Source organism: Nostoc sp. FACHB-892 (assembly GCF_014698795.1).
In the GTDB taxonomy this organism is placed as follows: domain Bacteria; phylum Cyanobacteriota; class Cyanobacteriia; order Cyanobacteriales; family Nostocaceae; genus Nostoc.
The window spans coordinates 135,440-151,427 of the sequence record NZ_JACJTR010000010.1 but is presented as its reverse complement, the minus strand read 5'-3'; the positions used below and the strand labels follow the sequence as shown (position 1 = coordinate 151,427).

Below are 15,988 nucleotides of genomic sequence, written 5' to 3'. Positions count from 1 at the left end.
TTGATACTACCGTATTGTCCTTGTAGAGAAGTCGCACAGAAGCCCACATTCACCGTCGATATGAGTGTGTACACTATTTACGCAGATATAATTGTGAGAAATTCGTCTAAAGAATGCACTGCGATCGCACTATCCATTAAATTTTCTAATCTTTCCACACTTTCACCCTCAAGCCTTGCTTCCACCTCATGAGGAATTTCACCAAAACGTCGTCGCAATACTCGGATTAACTGCCGTTGTACACCTTGCTGAAGACCTAGCTGAATACCTCTTTGCTCAATTTCCTGATACCAAGGCGATTCTCGCAATACTGCCATATCCCACCTCATGATTTGCTGCACTAAAGGCGTGTCTAAAACAAAGCTAGCAAAAAATGCCAGCAATGATTCTAATTGGTTCAACTGTTCATCTGCTCGTAACGCCTGTAATGCGCGTTGCACAACTGCTACCTCTCCCCCTCCTCGCAGGATTGGCACAAACGGTAACAACGATGGTAATGGTTGATCAAACACTATTGCAGCATCGATTTCCCACAAATTAATCACGCGATAATCTTGGATGGCACGTAATCCCAAAAATTCCTGCTCGTAACTACTGGCAATAGTTAAGGTGGATGGTGGCGGTAAAATGTTAACAAGTACTGGGTAAGTTGGCAATCGGTAGCGTTCTTGTGCCAAGGCAGTATAAGCTCTCATACGTAGAGGCATCTGTGCTGTATAACGCAGTTGTAGTTCATTTAGTACGAGAAAATCTCCGTGAGTGGCACTATATGCCTTCACTAAAACATCTGTCTCCCGGCTAATCCAGTGAAACTCAGAACCGAGAAGAATTTCTTTCGCCACAACTTCAGGACGCTGTGTTACCCACTGTACCCATGCATCGGGAGCTAAATTAATTAGTCGCTTGCTACCAATATCTGCTGCTTTTGCCACAGGACGCTTAATATATTTATCAGTAATTAATCGTACATTATAAAGATTGCAGTATTCTGGCGTTGGTTTTTAAGTTAAAGCAATGTCTACGCACTGTTTTAAGAAATGTATGATTGATGTATGTTAGGTTTTGAATCAAGATTTTTGGATGTAAACCGCCGATGAAAGCCGATAGTAAACCAAACTATACAATTTTAGAAGTTCAAGAACTTGATGTTAATTATGGCGGTATCCAAGCTCTCAAAAAAATTAATTTAATTATTCAAAAAGGCGAGGTAGTTACTCTAATTGGTGCTAATGGTGCTGGTAAAACTACTACACTCCGCGCCATATCTAAAGTAGTTAATCCTAAGAGTGGCGGAATTATCTATAATGGACATAATATTACCCGCCGCCAAACTCACGAAGTTGTACAACTTGGGATTGCCCATTGTCCAGAAGGACGGAGAGTATTAGCGAGGCAAACAGTATTTGATAACTTACTTTTGGGTGCTTATATTCGCTCCAATCAAGCAGAGATAAAAGCAGATATTCAGCGCCAATTTGAGCTATTTCCGCGTTTGTCACAAAGACGCAATCAACTAGCAGGAACCCTTAGCGGTGGTGAACAACAAATGTTAGCGATTGCTCGTGCTGTAATGAGTAAGCCACAACTATTACTTTTAGACGAGCCTAGCTTAGGTTTAGCACCTGCGATCGTCCGGGAAATCTTCTCGATTATTGAAAATCTCCGTGCTACAGGCGTGACTATCCTGTTAGTTGAGCAAAACGCTAATCTTGCTCTGCAAATTGCCGATCGCGGTTATGTTTTAGAAGCTGGTTCTATAACTTTAACAGGCGCAGCATCAGAATTAATTAGTGATGAGCGAGTTAAAAAAGCTTATTTAGGGTAATTAATTAAATCAAAATTTGCGAGGTACAAGCAGATGGTAAAATCACCAACTAAACCGCTAACTTTAGAAGAGTTTTTGAAACTACCAGAAACAAAGCCTAGCTCAGAATACATCAAGGGTCAAATTATTCAAAAGCCAATGCCTCAAGGGAAGCATAGCATATTACGGGGTAAATTAGTCACAGCTATAAATGAAGTAGGTGAAAGTCGAAAAATTGCTCTTGCTTTCCCAGAATTGCGGTGTACTTTTAGCGGACGTTCGATTGTCCCTGATGTAGCTGTGTTTGCTTGGGAACGAATTCCCTTAGATGAATGTGGAGATGTGGCTAATGTCTTCAATACTTATCCAGACTGGACAATTGAGATTCTTTCGCCAGATCAAAGCCAAACTAAAGTAACCGGAAATATTCTACATTGTTTAAAACATGGTAGTCGTTTAGGTTGGTTAATTGATCCAGGCGATCGTTCTGTTTTAATTTATCCACCAAAGCAGCAACCAGAACTTTTACAAGAAGAACAACAAATATTACCAGTTCCCGATTTAGTTAACGGCTTTCAATTAACTGTAGGGCAACTATTTGGATGGTTGAAGTTATAAACAATTATATAAATTTATATCTAGCTTTGGGAATATTAAAAGTAGTAATTTACTCAAGTTAAAGCGAGATAACGGGACTTAGTGAATCTGTTGGAATGAAAGGATATGTTGTATTTGATTTTGGTGGCTATGAACCTCTAAATGGATTTGTTGATATAGCTTTAGAAAAATTGCTCAAAAGGCTTTAAGTAAAACTACATTGACAGCATTTATAACTTTTCCTAATAATTAGTATTATTAAATATTATTACGATTTTTGCCCTATATTAATATTTGCAGCCCTCCTTGCAGATATCTATATTTGTTTAGCGGCGAATTCTATTCAGCGGAATAATTACAACCCATGAGTCAAATAGTCTGGATCGCAAGACACGCTAACCGCCTAGATTTCGTAAACCCTGATTGGTTTCTCACCGCCGAACGGCGCTACGATCCACCCTTGTCTGATGACGGTATGGTGCAGGCACAACAGTTAGCAAAGCGCTTAAAAGGAGAGAATATTAGCCATATTTTCGCCTCTCCTTTCCTGCGAACCGTACAAACGGCAAACGCAGTTGCAGAAGTGCTAAACTTACCGATCAAATTGGAAACAGGTTTGAGTGAATGGCTAAATCCAGCTTGGATGACAGAAGAACCTGAAAGACTCTCAACTCCAGCGTTAGCAGAATTATTCCCCAGAATTGACACCAGCTATACTTCGCGCATCGCCGCCAAATATCCTGAAACTCACGAAAAAGTCCGAGAGCGTTCTGGGCAAACTGCTAGATGTTTAGCTACTGAGTTCTTCCCACAGGATATCCTGCTAGTAGCTCATGGTGCATCTGTATTGGGGGGAGCAATGGGGCTAGTGGGGGAAATTGCCAAAACAGAAGTCAAAGCTTCTCTATGTTCCCTGGTAAAAGTCGTGCGCGAAGATCCAGAATGGTTGCTAGAACTAAAGGGAGATACTTCTCATTTAACCCACATAGAGGAAGTAATTCGATTTGCTTAAACCTCTGATAGATATTTGCTTTCATGGCTTCTGCTACGTTGGGTATATCTTACAAATAAGCAATTAATTAGCGAATAAATTCTATGACATTGTTACTAGCAGGAGACATCGGCGGTACGAAAACTATTCTGCGATTGGCTGAAACATCAGATTCAGCAGGTTTACATACTATTTATCAGGAAAGTTACCATAGTGCCGATTTTCCTGATTTAGTACCGATAGTGCGGCAGTTTTTGGCCAAAGCTAATACATCATCAATACCAGAAAAGGCTTGTTTTGCGATCGCAGGTCCCATTGTCAAAAATACTGCCAAACTAACCAATTTAGTCTGGTTTCTGGATACCGAACGTCTACAAAAAGAGTTGGGTATCCGGCATATTTCTTTGATTAACGACTTTGCAGCGATTGGCTATGGTATTTTAGGTTTACAAAGACAAGACTTGCTGACGTTGCAAGTTGGCAAATCTCAACCCGAAGCACCTATTGCAATTATTGGTGCTGGTACTGGTTTAGGACAAGGATTTTTAATTAAACAAGGAAACAACTATCAAGTCTTTCCCTCAGAAGGTGGACACGCTGATTTTGCCCCTCGGAATGAGATAGAGTTTCAACTGTTGAGATACCTGCTGGGTAAACATGATATCCAACGCCTTTCTGTGGAACGGGTAGTTTCTGGAATGGGAATTGTGGCGATTTACCAATTTTTGCGCGATCGCAAATTTGCCGCAGAATCACCAGACATTGCCCAAATCGTCAGAACTTGGGAACAAGAAGCCGGACAAGAAGAGAGAAGTGTTGATCCTGGTGCTGCTATTGGGAAAGCAGCCTTGGAAGGTAGCGATCGCCTTTCGGAACAAACTTTGCAATTATTTATAGAGGCTTATGGTGCAGAAGCCGGCAATCTCGCTCTTAAACTCTTACCTTATGGTGGCTTATACATCGCTGGTGGAATTGCGCCTAAAATTCTACCTTTAATCCAAAATAGCGGTTTCTTATTAAATTTCACTCAAAAAGGCAGGATGCGCCGCCTCCTCGAAGAGATACCCGTGTATATTATCCTCAACCCGCAAGTGGGACTAATAGGTGCTGTTTTATGTGCTGCTAGGTTATAACAGCTAGCATCATCAGTAATATCTGCATCTCGAAAGCAAAAAATATGACAATTAAGAGCCTGTTGCCATTACTCGCTGCCACCTTTGTTTGCGGTGGATCTATTCTCGTGGAGGCGCGTCAACCCAAAACTCCGACGACTGTTGTTAAACCCAAGCCAAAGGTTACTCAACCCGTGCAGCCACAATGGAAATTATACACGGCTCCAGATGGGCGGTTTACTATTTTGATGCCGGGAAGCCCCGACAGAAATACCCAATCCCAAAAAACTTACATGGGGGAAATTGACTTAGAAATATTTGTCGCTCAACCACCAAAACAGCAAGTAGCTTATGTAGTTGCTTACAATGATTTTCCTTATAGTTACGGTCAAATAACTGACCCTCAAACTGTACTTAATAATGCGCGGGATATGGCTTTAAAGACTACGAAAAGTAATTTAATTAGTCAGCGAAATATTCGTAGTTATAATAATCATCCTGGTAAAGAAATTGAGTACATCAATTCTGGAGGGAAAATCACTAAAAGTAGAATGTATGTTGCCGAAGGAAGATTGTATCAAGTAATGGCAATAACTACAAAAAAACAGCAGAAAACATTAGCTAAAACCATTACGGGATATTTAAATTCTTTCAATGTGGTTTTGAAAAAACCAAATAACTAAGGCAATTTCTGTTAATAAATCACCTAAAACCTTTACCATATTAGCCTTGCAATCAATTGCAGGGCTAATAACTACAGGACTTATACTAATTCTGTATGAAGATGCGCTAAACTATCATATTTAAGTGCAAGACAGAAGAGAGAGAAACGTAGACGCAAAGCGGCTTGGCGCAGGCTACCGCAAAGGACGCATACTCCTACGGAGAAGCAAGCTACGCGCAGCGTCTCGTCAGAGAAGGACACAAAGAAAGAAAGGAAAAAGTTAAAAGGGTTTGGCACAGCCTCCCAAAGAAATGGCATTACGCAACTATCATAATCGTTCGCATATCTACTGCTCTGATAAATAGCTGCTGGCAAGTCATCATAGGGTTTCAAAATTTTGAATTACCTCCATTTTCAACAAAGCTTCATCCTACATTGAGGAAGCACCGAAACGATAACCTTTGCCGTAGACAGTGTGAATCAGGGCAGTTTCTCTACCTACCTCAATCTTACGGCGCAGCAAACGAATTAATGCCGCGATCACATTACTACTAGGTTGTTCTTCCTCTGACCACAAATTTTGCATAATCTGGGCATGAGTCATTAGTTGTCCAGTGTGTTCCATAAAATATTGGAGCAGCTGGCTTTCTTTTTGCGATAGCTCAATTATTCGTCCTTGGCGATAGGCTACTTGATTTTCCCAATCGAGTTCTAAATCAGCGACAGTTAAACGTCCGGTGGTGGTTTCATAAGTTTGGGAACCGGAACGACGCAATAAAGCACGGACTCTAGCTAATAACTCCCGCAGTTCAAAAGGTTTAACTAGATAGTCATCTGCACCAGCATCTAAACCTTGTACGCGGTCATCTAGAGTATCCTTAGCTGTGAGAAACAGCACGGGAGTGGTTTTGCCTTGCCGTCGCAATTGCTGACAAATCTCTAACCCCGTTTTTCCTGGCAGCATCCAATCTAAAATTAGTAGGTCGTAACTGCCTGCTTGTGCATATTCACTACCACTTGTGCCATCGTAAGCGGCATCTACAATGTAACCCTCACGAGTTAATAGGCGACTCAAGGGTTCAGTTAATTCAACTTCATCATCAACTAATAAAATTCTCATGCTGCTTGTGGTAAGCATATAGAGATATTATTCAACTGCCAGAACGCCAAGGATATTAAGAAAAAGAATGCTGACTGTTGCATTGCCAAAAGGGGAACTCCTTAAAAATAGCATCCGCCTGCTACAATCTGTGGGATTAGATTTTAGTGCTTTTTTAGATTCAGGAACTCGCCAACTTCAAATTCCTGACACTAAGGGAGTTGCAAAAGCTTTGTTGGTACGGGCGCAAGATGTGCCTGTTTATGTGGAATATGGTCAAGCACAACTGGGTGTTGTCGGTTACGATGTGCTGCGGGAGAAGCAACCGCAAGTTGCCCACTTGGTAGATTTGCAGTTTGGGCATTGTCGGATGTCAGTGGCGGTAAAAGCATCCAGTTCTTACCGATTGCCTTTAGATTTACCACCGCATGGTAGAATTGCCTCCAAGTATGTGAATTGCGCTCGTGAATATTTCCACAGTTTGGATTTACCTGTGGAAATAGTGCCGTTGTATGGTTCAGTTGAACTAGGCCCGATTACTGGAATGTCAGAAGCGATCGTGGATTTGGTTTCTACAGGGCGGACTTTGCGCGAAAATGGTTTGATTGAAATTGCTACTCTCTATGAAAGTACGGCGCGGTTGATTGCCCATCCTCTAAGTTACCGCCTGAACACGGGTAATTTAAGTGATGTGATTGCCAAGCTGCGAGAAGCCGTTTTGCTAGGAGTTTAACAGTAGCCCTTTTAAGGTAAGCAGATATACTATTAACGTTTTTACGCCATTTCAGGTATCGGCTGGAATTGAACAAAGAATTTATGCATTAAACTCCAAGCCTGAGCCAAAATACCAAAATTGAATTAAAATCGGCATTATTTAATAGTACAAAGTTCATCTTGAAAGGGCTAGTCCTAATACAGTTTTTGTGTCTTAGTATCAGATCAAAGCTTAATGCCAATTTGTTTGCAAGTTCCTAAAGCTTGCCGATACAAGTTTAAGGATCTGGGATTTTGATTATAGTTAGCGTATATTGCTCCAATGTTTTTCAGGCTTATGCATTCACTACGAAGAGAGCCGGTTTGTTGGTGAATTACTAAAGCTTGTCCAAAGAACTCTAAGGCTTTTTTGTATTGGCGCTGTTCATAATAAACTGCCCCAATACTGTTGAGCGTTATACCTTCTCCAGATTTGCTGCCGATTTGTTTGTTAATTGCTAAGGCTTGCCCAAAGAACTCTAAAGCTTTGGGATACTGCCTTTGGCTATAGTAAAATGCCCCCATGTTATTGAGGGTTGTACTTTCCCCTGCTTTGCTGCCAATTTGTTTGTTAATTGCTAAGGCTTGCTCAATAACCTCTAAGGCTTTAGGGTACTGCTTCTGTCCATAATAAACTGACCCAATACCGTTGAGACTAGAGGCTTCCTCTCCCTTAGTGCCGATTTGTTGATAAATCGCTAACGCTTGTTGGTAAAACTCTAAAGCTTTGGCATACTGACGCTGACTAGAGTAAAATCCCCCCATTATTGCAAGAGTTCTACCTTCTACTGCTTTGCTGCCAATTTGTTTGGTAATGTCTAAGGCTTGCTGGTAAAACTCTAAAGCTTTGGGGTACTGACCTTGAATAGAGTAAATAGCCGCAATGCCATTGATAGTCGAACTTTCCCCCCCTTTGCTGCCGATTTGTTGGTAAATCGCTAAGGCTTGCTGGTAAAACTCTAAAGCTTTGGCATACTGACGCTGGCTAGAGTAAACTTCTCCAATATCTCTAAGGTTTGCACTTTCCCCTTGCTTGTCGCCAATTTGTTTAGCGATATCATTTGCTTGCTCGAAAAACTCTAAGGCCATGCCATACTGACTGAGTTTGTTATAAACTGCCCCAATACCATTGATGGCCTGACCTTCCCCCTTTTTGTCACCAATTTGTTTGGTAATTTTTAAGGCTTGTTGGTAAAACTCTAAAGCTTTAGCGTACTGACTCTGGCTGGAGTAAAACTCTCCAATACCATTGAGAGCTTTACCTTCCTCTTTCTTGTCGTCAATTTGTTTGGTAATGTCTAAGGCTTGCTGGTAAAACTCTAAAGCTTTGGCATACTGACCTTGACTAGAGTAAACTTCTCCAATATTATCAAGGTTTTGAATTTCCTCTTTCTTGTCGTCGATTTGTTTGGTAATTTTTAAGGCTTGTTGGTAAAACTCTAAAGCTTTAGCATACTGACTCTGGCTATAGTAAACTTCTCCAATACCATTTAGAGCTTTACTTTCCCCCTTTTTGTCGCCGATTTGTTTGGTAATTTCTAAGGCTTGCTGGTAACAGTCTAAAGCTTTGGCGTACTGATTGATGTTGTTGTAAACTGACCCAATGCCTCTAAGTGTTGTACCTTCCTCCTCTTTGTCGCCGATTTGTTTAGTAATTTCTAAGGCTTGCTGGTAAAAGTCTAAGGCTTTGGGGTACTGACCGATATCGTTATAAACTTCCCCAATTTTATTAAAGGTCTTTGTTTGGTGGGAGCGATGTCTAAGACGGGCTACGCCTACGCCATTTTCTCGATAAATAGCTAAAGCCCGTTGAAATGTCTCTAATGCTTCGCTTAACTGACCTTGATTATAGTGTTGTTCGCCTGTTTGGTACAAACGCAACGCTTCGTCTATACGTTTTTGGACTGTTTGCGTCTGTGCCGATGCACTTAATATTCCTGAATTGGTTGCAAAAAATGGTAAGATCAAAGTTAGAAAAACTAACACACTAGCACTCAGAAAGCTCTGGCGATAAAGTGTGTTTTGCAGCTTAGTGCAGAAAAAATAAACCATAGAAATAGTGATTGCTCATTTCAAACAGAGATGTTTTCCTCTAATCTTATATCACTCTGTTTCTGAACAAATTACGCAAATGTTGCAATATCAATAAGTGTTAGTGTGGACAACCCAAAGAAACTTAGAGGATGTTTTAAAAGTTAGAGCTAGTACCGCAAGGCGAAAGTCAAAAGTCAAAAAATTGTATTCCAAGCTTCTTGCGCTATTTGAAATAGTATGTCTATTTCCGTCGTCCTGTATTAATCAAAAATCATATAAGCCGTCTCACAATGAGCCGAATCATTGACAAAATGTAATAGACTTTCGTTAATAGCCAGAGGCAGGAAAAAGACTAAGAATTATTAAAAAATCTTAAGCTATGCTTAAGATAGCAACGTTGATTATTAGAGATTACATTTCAATTTATTAAGTAAAGTTAATGAAATCTGGACAAATTGATACAGAAGCGAAAAGGCTAGAAGCCCTCCGCCAGTATCAAATTCTTGACACCGAGCCGGAAGAAGCCTACGACAATCTTGCTCAGTTAGCGGCATTTATTTGTGGTACGTCCATATCATTGGTAAATTTTATTGATGAAAACCGTCAATGGTTTAAGGCAAAAGTAGGTTTAGATGTATCAGAAATGCCCCGGTGTGTTGGGTTATCTTACCTTTGCCAAGAGCGGCGTAATGTTGTGGTGGTTCCTGACACCCTAGCTGATGAAACATTAGCAAATAATGCGGTAGTAACTGGCTATCCATATATACGGTTTTATGCAGGCGTACCCCTAATTACTCCCAAGGGAGATATGTTAGGAACTCTGTGTGTAATTGACCAAGCTCCACGGGAATTGAGCCAAAAACAAGTGGAGGCGCTTGTAGCTCTGAGTCGCTTGGTGATTGACCAACTAGAACTCAGACGTCATGTAACTGAGGTATCTCAAATTACCGAAAAGCTCGTGGCGCATGAGCAAGCAGCACATGCCGAGTCAGAATCGGCCAGAATCCGCATTACTAATTTACTCGAAAGCATCACTGATGCGTTTTTTGCTTTAGATAAAAAGTGGCGATTCACCTACGTTAATGGTCAAGCAGAACTGCTGTTGCAGAAAAAACAGAATGAATTATTGGGTCAAAGCATTTGGGAGGTATTTCCAGAACTTATAGACACAACATTCCATCGTGAGTATCACAGGGCAATCTTAGAACAGGTGAGTGTAGAATTTGAGGAGTTTTATCCGCCATTAAAGAGCTGGTTTCAAGTCCACGCCTATCCTGCAAAAGACGGCTTGTCTGTTTATTTCCAAGACATTACTGAACGGCGACGAACAGCAGAAGCACTACGAGAGAGTGAAGAACGCTGGCAATTAGCATTACATGGTAATAATGATGGTATTTGGGACTGGAACCTTAAAACTAATGAAGTGTTCTTCTCAACTCGCTGGAAGGAAATGCTCGGTTATAAAGACCACGAAGTTTCCAACGGTTGGGATGAATGGACAAAACTAATCCACCCCGATGAGCGAGATTGGGTACTTCAAGCCTTCCAAGACCACTTTGCCAAGAAAACGCCGTTTTACGTCTGTGAATATCGAGTCCAATGCCAAGACGGCAACTATAAGTGGATTCTAGATCGAGGACAGGCACTTTGGGACGCATCGGGTGATATAGTGCGGATGGTGGGTTCTTATACAGATATCACAGATCGCAAGCAGGCAGATGAAGAATTAAAGCGACAGAATTTACGATCGCAACTATTTGCCGAAATCACCCTGAAAATTCGAGAATCTTTACAAATAGACGAAATCCTCAAAACCACTGTAACAGAGGTACAAAAACTACTACAAGCTGACCGAGTTTTGATTTTTCAACTTGAGGCTGATGGTTCAGGAACAGTAGTGCAAGAGGCAGTGCTACCTGGTTGGCCGGTAATTCTGGGAAGAAATATTTTTGACCCTTGCTTTAAAGAAGAATACATAGAAAGATATCGCAAAGGCAGAGTGAGTGCGATGGAAGACGTTGAAACCGCTCACATTCAACCATGCCATCGAGAATTTCTTCAGCAGTTTGCTATCAAGGCTAACCTCGTAGTGCCTATTCTTGTTAGGGAAAATATTTGGGGTTTGTTGCTGGCTCATCAGTGTGCCGCACCTCGACGGTGGAATAATTTTGAGACGGAATTGTTAAAGCAATTAGCTAACCAAATTGGGATTGCTTTATCTCAAGCACAACTATTAGCAAAAGAAAGCCAGCAAAGTCAGGAACTCGCTCGTTCTAATGCGGAATTGGAACAGTTTGCTTATGTAGCTTCTCATGACTTGCAAGAGCCATTGCGGATGGTAACGAGTTATTTACAACTACTAGAGCGAAGATACAAAAATCAACTTGATACCAATGCCGACCAGTTTATCAACTATGCAGTAGATGGGGCCCGGCGGATGCAGACCCTAATCAATGATTTGTTGAATTATTCTCGCGTCAGCACCCGTGGACAGCCTTTTATGCGAGTAAATTGTAGTGTTGTCTTAGAACAAGCGATCGCTAATCTGCAAATTGCGATCGCGGATAGTCAGGCAGTTGTCACTCATAATCCTCTACCTGAAGTGATGGCAGATGCTACGCAATTAACACAAGTATTTCAAAACCTGATTGGCAACGCGATCAAATTTTGCAAAAATCAGCAGCCACTAATTCACATTGGGGTAGCCAAACCAGATGCAAATCTAGATACAGAAAGTTTAAATCCTATCCCATCGGCAGATGAATGGTTGTTCTGGGTGCGCGATAATGGAATTGGTATAGAATCCCAGTATATAGAACGTATTTTTATCATTTTTCAGCGCTTGCACGGTAGAGACAAGTATCCCGGTACTGGAATTGGTCTGGCAATTTGTAAAAAAATTATAGAACGCCACGGCGGCCGGATCTGGGTTGAGTCGAAACCGGGTGAAGGTTCGACTTTCTACTTCACAATCCCGGATAGAGCAGGTAAGCAATCGTGAGTATCATAACAGCGATTATGCCTATTGAGGTTTTGTTGGTAGAAGACAATCCTGGCGATGCCCAACTTACACGCATCGCCCTTGAAGATAGTAAAATCTCAATTAACCTGAACGTGGTCGAAGATGGTGTGGAAGCAATGGCATTTTTGCGAAAACAGGAAAAATATGTCAAGGCAGTCCATCCAGATATTGTGCTGCTCGATTTGAACTTGCCCAGAAAAGATGGGCGGGAGGTGCTGGCAGAAATCAAAGCAGACGAAAATCTCAGACGAATTCCTGTAGTAGTTCTGACTACTTCCCAAGCTGAAGAAGACATCCTCAAAGCCTATAATTTATGTGCAAACTGTTATATAACTAAGCCAGTAGATTTCGATCAATTCGTTAAAATTGTACAATCAATAGAAAATTTTTGGTTTGCGATCGTAAAACTGCCACCGGAGTAATGGAAATGGCAGGTAAAAATATAAAAGTCTTATTAGTAGAAGATAATCCTGGTGATGTCTTATTATTACAGGAGTTTTTAAAGGAAGTTACTACAGTTGTAGTTGATTTGATTCCCGTTGAAAAGCTTTCTGAAGCACTCAACTACTTAGCTAAGGAACTTTTTGATGTAATTTTGTTAGACCTCTCGCTGCCAGATAGCCAGGGACTAGAAACCTTTGTCATCGCTCACCAGCAAGCAAAAGCCACTCCGATTATTGTGCTGACGGGTATAAACGATGAAACCCTCGCAATTAGGGCAATGCAAGAAGGAGCGCAGGATTATTTGGTGAAAGGGCAAGTAACTGGCGACTTGCTGGTGCGCTCAATGCGTTATGCCATCGAACGTCAACGGGCAGATAACGCACTGCGACAGAGTGAGGAACGATTTCGGGTGGCCCTCAAAAACTCTCCCATCTTTGTCTACAACCAAGATTGTGAGTTACGCTACACCTGGGTTTACAATCCCCCATCTAAATTGACGGTTGAGGGAATATTAGGCAAACAAGACTTGGATATTATCCCAGTTGAAGATGCTCAACGTCTTACCACAATTAAACGTGGAGTATTAACCACTGGCATAGGAACGCGAGAGGAAGTATCAATTACAATCAAAGATACAACTCGATATTACGATTTGACAGTTGAGCCATTGCGGAATGAGTCGCAAGAAATTGTTGGCGTGACGTGTGCCAGTATTGATATTAGCGAACGACAAGCTGCACTACGCGATCGCAAATTAGCAGAAGAAAAAATCCGCGAACAAGCAGCATTACTCGATGTCACCACAGACGCTATTTGCCTGCGAGATTTAAACAATGAAATTATCTTCTGGAACAAAGGCGCAGAAACACTTTACGGTTGGAAAGCGACAGAAGCTTACGGCAAAAATGCTAATGAGCTTTTGTATGACGAATTTTCACCAGAAATCGAAGCGGCTCTTTTACAAGTTGTTAGTAAAGGAAAGTGGCAGGGAGAGTTAAATAAACTTACCAAAACTGACAAGGAAATTCTTGTTGCTAGTCGCTGGAGTCTGGTATGCGATGAACAAGGGAAACCCAAATCAATTCTTACCGTTGACACAGATATTACTGAGAAAAAACACTTAGAAGCTCAATTGTTTCGCGCCCAACGCCTAGAAAGTATTGGCACTTTAGCTAGTGGCATTGCTCACGACCTCAACAATATCCTGACACCAATTTTGGCAGGAGCGCAACTGCTACCCCTCAAATTTCCTGATGCAGATGAACGCACCCACCATCTACTAGAGATTTTGGAAATTAACGCTAGACGCGGTGCTGATTTAGTTAAACAGGTGCTGTCCTTTGCGCGAGGTATAGAAGGTAAGCGCATCACTTTGCAACTCAGACATATAATTGTAGAACTAGCCAAGATTCTCAAAGAGACATTTCCCAAATCCATAGAAATCAGCACTGATATACCGCAGGATTTGTGGATGGTTTCAGGAGATAGCACCCAACTGCATCAAGTACTAATGAACCTCTGCGTTAACGCCCGCGATGCTATGCCCGATGGCGGTAGTTTGAGCATCTCTGCTGAGAAACTGTTGATTGACGAAAATTATGCCCGCATGAACCTGGAAGCCAAAGAAGGGCCTTACACAGTGATTACTGTCTCCGATACCGGAGTGGGGATTCCCAGAGAAATCTTAGATAGAATTTTCGAGCCATTCTTTACCACAAAAGATGTAGGACAAGGCACAGGGTTAGGACTTTCCACCGCACTGGGGATCATTAAAAGCCACGGGGGTTTTGTGAATGTGTATAGCGAACCGGGAAGTGGCACTAGCTTCAAGGTTTACTTGCCAGCAGTGGAAGGAATGGAAACACTCACTCCAGAAGAATTGCCACTCCAGACAGGACATGGAGAATTAATTTTGGTTGTGGATGATGAAGTTGCCATTCAAGAGACTATGAGGACATCGCTGGAAGCTTACAACTATAAAACCCTAATTGCCGGTGATGGCATTGAGGCGATCGCGCTGTACGCTAAAAATAGGGGAAAAATTAGTGCCGTACTAATGGATATTATGCTGCCCTCGCTGGATGGTTTAACTGCCATCCGTACCCTGCGAAAAATCAACCCCCAAGTCAGAATTATTGCCAGCAGTGGACTTATGTCTGACAATAAGCTCAGTGCAGTAGCTGCAATTGGTGTCAATACGTTTTTGTCGAAGCCCTATACTGTCAACGAATTATTGCTTTCTTTACAGAAAGTGCTATCTTGAGTTAATTAATTACGTAAATATACTGCTAACACAAGTACAAAAAACTGCTTTATTGATGTGGGTGCAAATTGCCTGGATTTGATATGATTGAGCATCGGCTAAGGCACTTCTCTTACCGATACTGGGAACTAGGTACTGGGGACTGGGAAGAGTTTTCCTAACCCAATGCCCAATGCCCCATGCCCCATGCCCCATGCCCCATGCCCAATTCCTTATACTATGCCTCGGTTTCTTAAATTAATCATCAATATAGTAGTCTTAAGTGCATTGTTACTCATATCCCAGCAAGTTTGGGCGCAAGATTGGCGTCCGGTTCGCGGTGGTATCCCTTTTGGTATCAGTGGTATGGCTTTGATAGAGCAACAAAGCAATTCCTTAGATTTTTTGATTGCCCATGACAACAAACAAAAAAATCAAGGTCGTTTAGCAATCATCAGTATTAAGGGTAAAAACCAACCTGAATATTTACCATTAAACTGGCCAAATAACATAGAATTACCCATCGATTTAGAAGCTTTAACATCTGTTCCAGAAAAAACAAAATCCTCTTTTATAGCTTTAAGCAGTTCTGGAAAAGCTTATTACATCAGATTAGAGCCTGCCAATAAGACCATCTCTACGATCAAGGAATTTAATCTCCCAGGAATTATTCAAGGCAATAACTTTGAAGCATTTGGATTACAAAATATAGACGGTAAATTAGTTGCTATTTGGGGGCATCGAGGTGAAGGAGAACAACCAGCAACTATTTTTTGGGGAATATTTGACTTAGCTAAATATGAAATTACTCTCGCAGGTTCTGCCAATCTGAAAGTACCCTTTCCATCGGGCAATGTTCGTCATATTTCAGATATTAAGGTAGACCCCGTAGGAATTGTGTACATCACTTCAGCAAGTGATGCTGGAGATGATGGCCCATTTCAGTCAGCTGTGTATGTCGCTGGACACCTGGGATTCCGTGGTAACAAAATTGTATGGCGGCAAAATCCTCAACTTGTTCCCCTTTACCGCTCTGATTACCACAAAATTGAAGGCATGGAACTTGTTCCAGGTGCAGAAGGCGGTGTGATTGTTGGTACAGATGACGAAAATTTGGGTTCCTATGTATACATTTTGGGTGGAAGTAGCTAAAAAACAAGGGTATGTATTCTTTCTTGTAAATATCTACATGACTATTGTAAATTAAACGTTAGTAGTTTTGTAGT

At 41.5% G+C, this 15,988-nt stretch carries 13 protein-coding genes; 10 read left to right on the top strand and 3 right to left on the bottom strand.

All coding sequences use genetic code 11. The annotated features are described in order from the left end of the window. Positions 1-77: 77 nt before the first annotated feature. Positions 78-932 carry a DUF4351 domain-containing protein gene (locus H6G96_RS15950; protein ID WP_190912361.1) on the bottom strand — a complete coding sequence of 285 codons (855 nt, stop codon included), beginning with the start codon at positions 930-932 and terminating at the stop codon, positions 78-80. 161 nt (positions 933-1,093) lie between these two features. Between H6G96_RS15950 and H6G96_RS15945 the strand changes: the two genes are divergently transcribed. The 5 genes from H6G96_RS15945 to H6G96_RS15925 all read left to right on the top strand — a co-directional run bounded on the left by H6G96_RS15945 (position 1,094) and on the right by H6G96_RS15925 (position 5,187). Then, positions 1,094-1,825 carry an ABC transporter ATP-binding protein gene (locus H6G96_RS15945; RefSeq protein ID WP_163927704.1) on the top strand — a complete coding sequence of 244 codons (732 nt, stop codon included), beginning with the start codon at positions 1,094-1,096 and terminating at the stop codon, positions 1,823-1,825. A gap of 33 nt (positions 1,826-1,858) precedes the next feature. Beyond that, positions 1,859-2,422: a Uma2 family endonuclease gene (locus H6G96_RS15940; protein WP_190912360.1), complete on the top strand. Its 564-nt coding sequence runs from the start codon at positions 1,859-1,861 to the stop codon at positions 2,420-2,422. 343 nt (positions 2,423-2,765) lie between these two features. Then, a complete protein-coding gene (locus H6G96_RS15935) occupies positions 2,766-3,413 on the top strand; it encodes a histidine phosphatase family protein (protein WP_190912359.1) in 648 nt (215 codons plus the stop codon). Between the two features lie 83 nt (positions 3,414-3,496). Beyond that, positions 3,497-4,525: a glucokinase gene (locus H6G96_RS15930; protein ID WP_190912358.1), complete on the top strand. Its 1,029-nt coding sequence runs from the start codon at positions 3,497-3,499 to the stop codon at positions 4,523-4,525. A 44-nt stretch (positions 4,526-4,569) separates the two neighbouring features. After that, complete coding sequence (locus H6G96_RS15925) at positions 4,570-5,187, top strand: hypothetical protein (protein ID WP_190912357.1); 618 nt, start codon at positions 4,570-4,572, stop codon at positions 5,185-5,187. Between the two features lie 411 nt (positions 5,188-5,598). Here H6G96_RS15925 and rppA read toward each other — a convergent pair whose 3' ends face one another. Further along, positions 5,599-6,288 carry a two-component system response regulator RppA gene (rppA, locus tag H6G96_RS15920; protein WP_190912356.1) on the bottom strand — a complete coding sequence of 230 codons (690 nt, stop codon included), beginning with the start codon at positions 6,286-6,288 and terminating at the stop codon, positions 5,599-5,601. A 67-nt stretch (positions 6,289-6,355) separates the two neighbouring features. On the opposite strand from rppA, the gene hisG reads away from it, so the two are divergent. Continuing rightward, positions 6,356-7,000 carry an ATP phosphoribosyltransferase gene (gene hisG, locus H6G96_RS15915; RefSeq protein ID WP_190912355.1) on the top strand — a complete coding sequence of 215 codons (645 nt, stop codon included), beginning with the start codon at positions 6,356-6,358 and terminating at the stop codon, positions 6,998-7,000. Positions 7,001-7,206: 206 nt separating this feature from the next. On the opposite strand, the gene H6G96_RS15910 is transcribed toward hisG, so the two are convergent. Further along, positions 7,207-9,072 (bottom strand): tetratricopeptide repeat protein, encoded by a 1,866-nt coding sequence (locus tag H6G96_RS15910; protein ID WP_190912354.1) that lies wholly within the window; start codon positions 9,070-9,072, stop codon positions 7,207-7,209. 421 nt (positions 9,073-9,493) lie between these two features. On the opposite strand from H6G96_RS15910, the gene H6G96_RS15905 reads away from it, so the two are divergent. The 4 genes from H6G96_RS15905 to H6G96_RS15890 all read left to right on the top strand — a co-directional run bounded on the left by H6G96_RS15905 (position 9,494) and on the right by H6G96_RS15890 (position 15,914). Next, entirely contained in the window at positions 9,494-12,055 is a 2,562-nt protein-coding gene (locus H6G96_RS15905; RefSeq protein WP_190912353.1) for a GAF domain-containing protein, read from the top strand. Next, a complete protein-coding gene (locus H6G96_RS15900) occupies positions 12,052-12,498 on the top strand; it encodes a response regulator (RefSeq protein ID WP_190912352.1) in 447 nt (148 codons plus the stop codon). Before H6G96_RS15905 ends, H6G96_RS15900 begins: the two co-directional genes overlap by 4 nt. 5 nt (positions 12,499-12,503) lie before the next feature. Next, a complete protein-coding gene (locus H6G96_RS15895) occupies positions 12,504-14,783 on the top strand; it encodes a response regulator (RefSeq protein ID WP_190912424.1) in 2,280 nt (759 codons plus the stop codon). Between the two features lie 219 nt (positions 14,784-15,002). Further along, complete coding sequence (locus tag H6G96_RS15890; protein ID WP_190912423.1) at positions 15,003-15,914, top strand: hypothetical protein; 912 nt, start codon at positions 15,003-15,005, stop codon at positions 15,912-15,914. The last annotated feature ends 74 nt before the right edge of the window (positions 15,915-15,988 follow it).

What these genes read in the sequence shown, in the direction of transcription:
- H6G96_RS15945 (WP_163927704.1), top strand. Translation starts at nt 1,094, where the DNA reads ATGAAAGCCGATAGTAAACCAAACTATACAATTTTAGAAGTTCAAGAA.
- H6G96_RS15940 (WP_190912360.1), top strand. Translation starts at nt 1,859, where the DNA reads ATGGTAAAATCACCAACTAAACCGCTAACTTTAGAAGAGTTTTTGAAA.
- H6G96_RS15935 (WP_190912359.1), top strand. Translation starts at nt 2,766, where the DNA reads ATGAGTCAAATAGTCTGGATCGCAAGACACGCTAACCGCCTAGATTTC.
- H6G96_RS15930 (WP_190912358.1), top strand. Translation starts at nt 3,497, where the DNA reads ATGACATTGTTACTAGCAGGAGACATCGGCGGTACGAAAACTATTCTG.
- H6G96_RS15925 (WP_190912357.1), top strand. Translation starts at nt 4,570, where the DNA reads ATGACAATTAAGAGCCTGTTGCCATTACTCGCTGCCACCTTTGTTTGC.
- rppA (WP_190912356.1), bottom strand. Translation starts at nt 6,288, where the DNA reads ATGAGAATTTTATTAGTTGATGATGAAGTTGAATTAACTGAACCCTTG.
- hisG (WP_190912355.1), top strand. Translation starts at nt 6,356, where the DNA reads ATGCTGACTGTTGCATTGCCAAAAGGGGAACTCCTTAAAAATAGCATC.
- H6G96_RS15910 (WP_190912354.1), bottom strand. Translation starts at nt 9,072, where the DNA reads ATGGTTTATTTTTTCTGCACTAAGCTGCAAAACACACTTTATCGCCAG.
- H6G96_RS15905 (WP_190912353.1), top strand. Translation starts at nt 9,494, where the DNA reads ATGAAATCTGGACAAATTGATACAGAAGCGAAAAGGCTAGAAGCCCTC.
- H6G96_RS15895 (WP_190912424.1), top strand. Translation starts at nt 12,504, where the DNA reads ATGGCAGGTAAAAATATAAAAGTCTTATTAGTAGAAGATAATCCTGGT.
- H6G96_RS15890 (WP_190912423.1), top strand. Translation starts at nt 15,003, where the DNA reads ATGCCTCGGTTTCTTAAATTAATCATCAATATAGTAGTCTTAAGTGCA.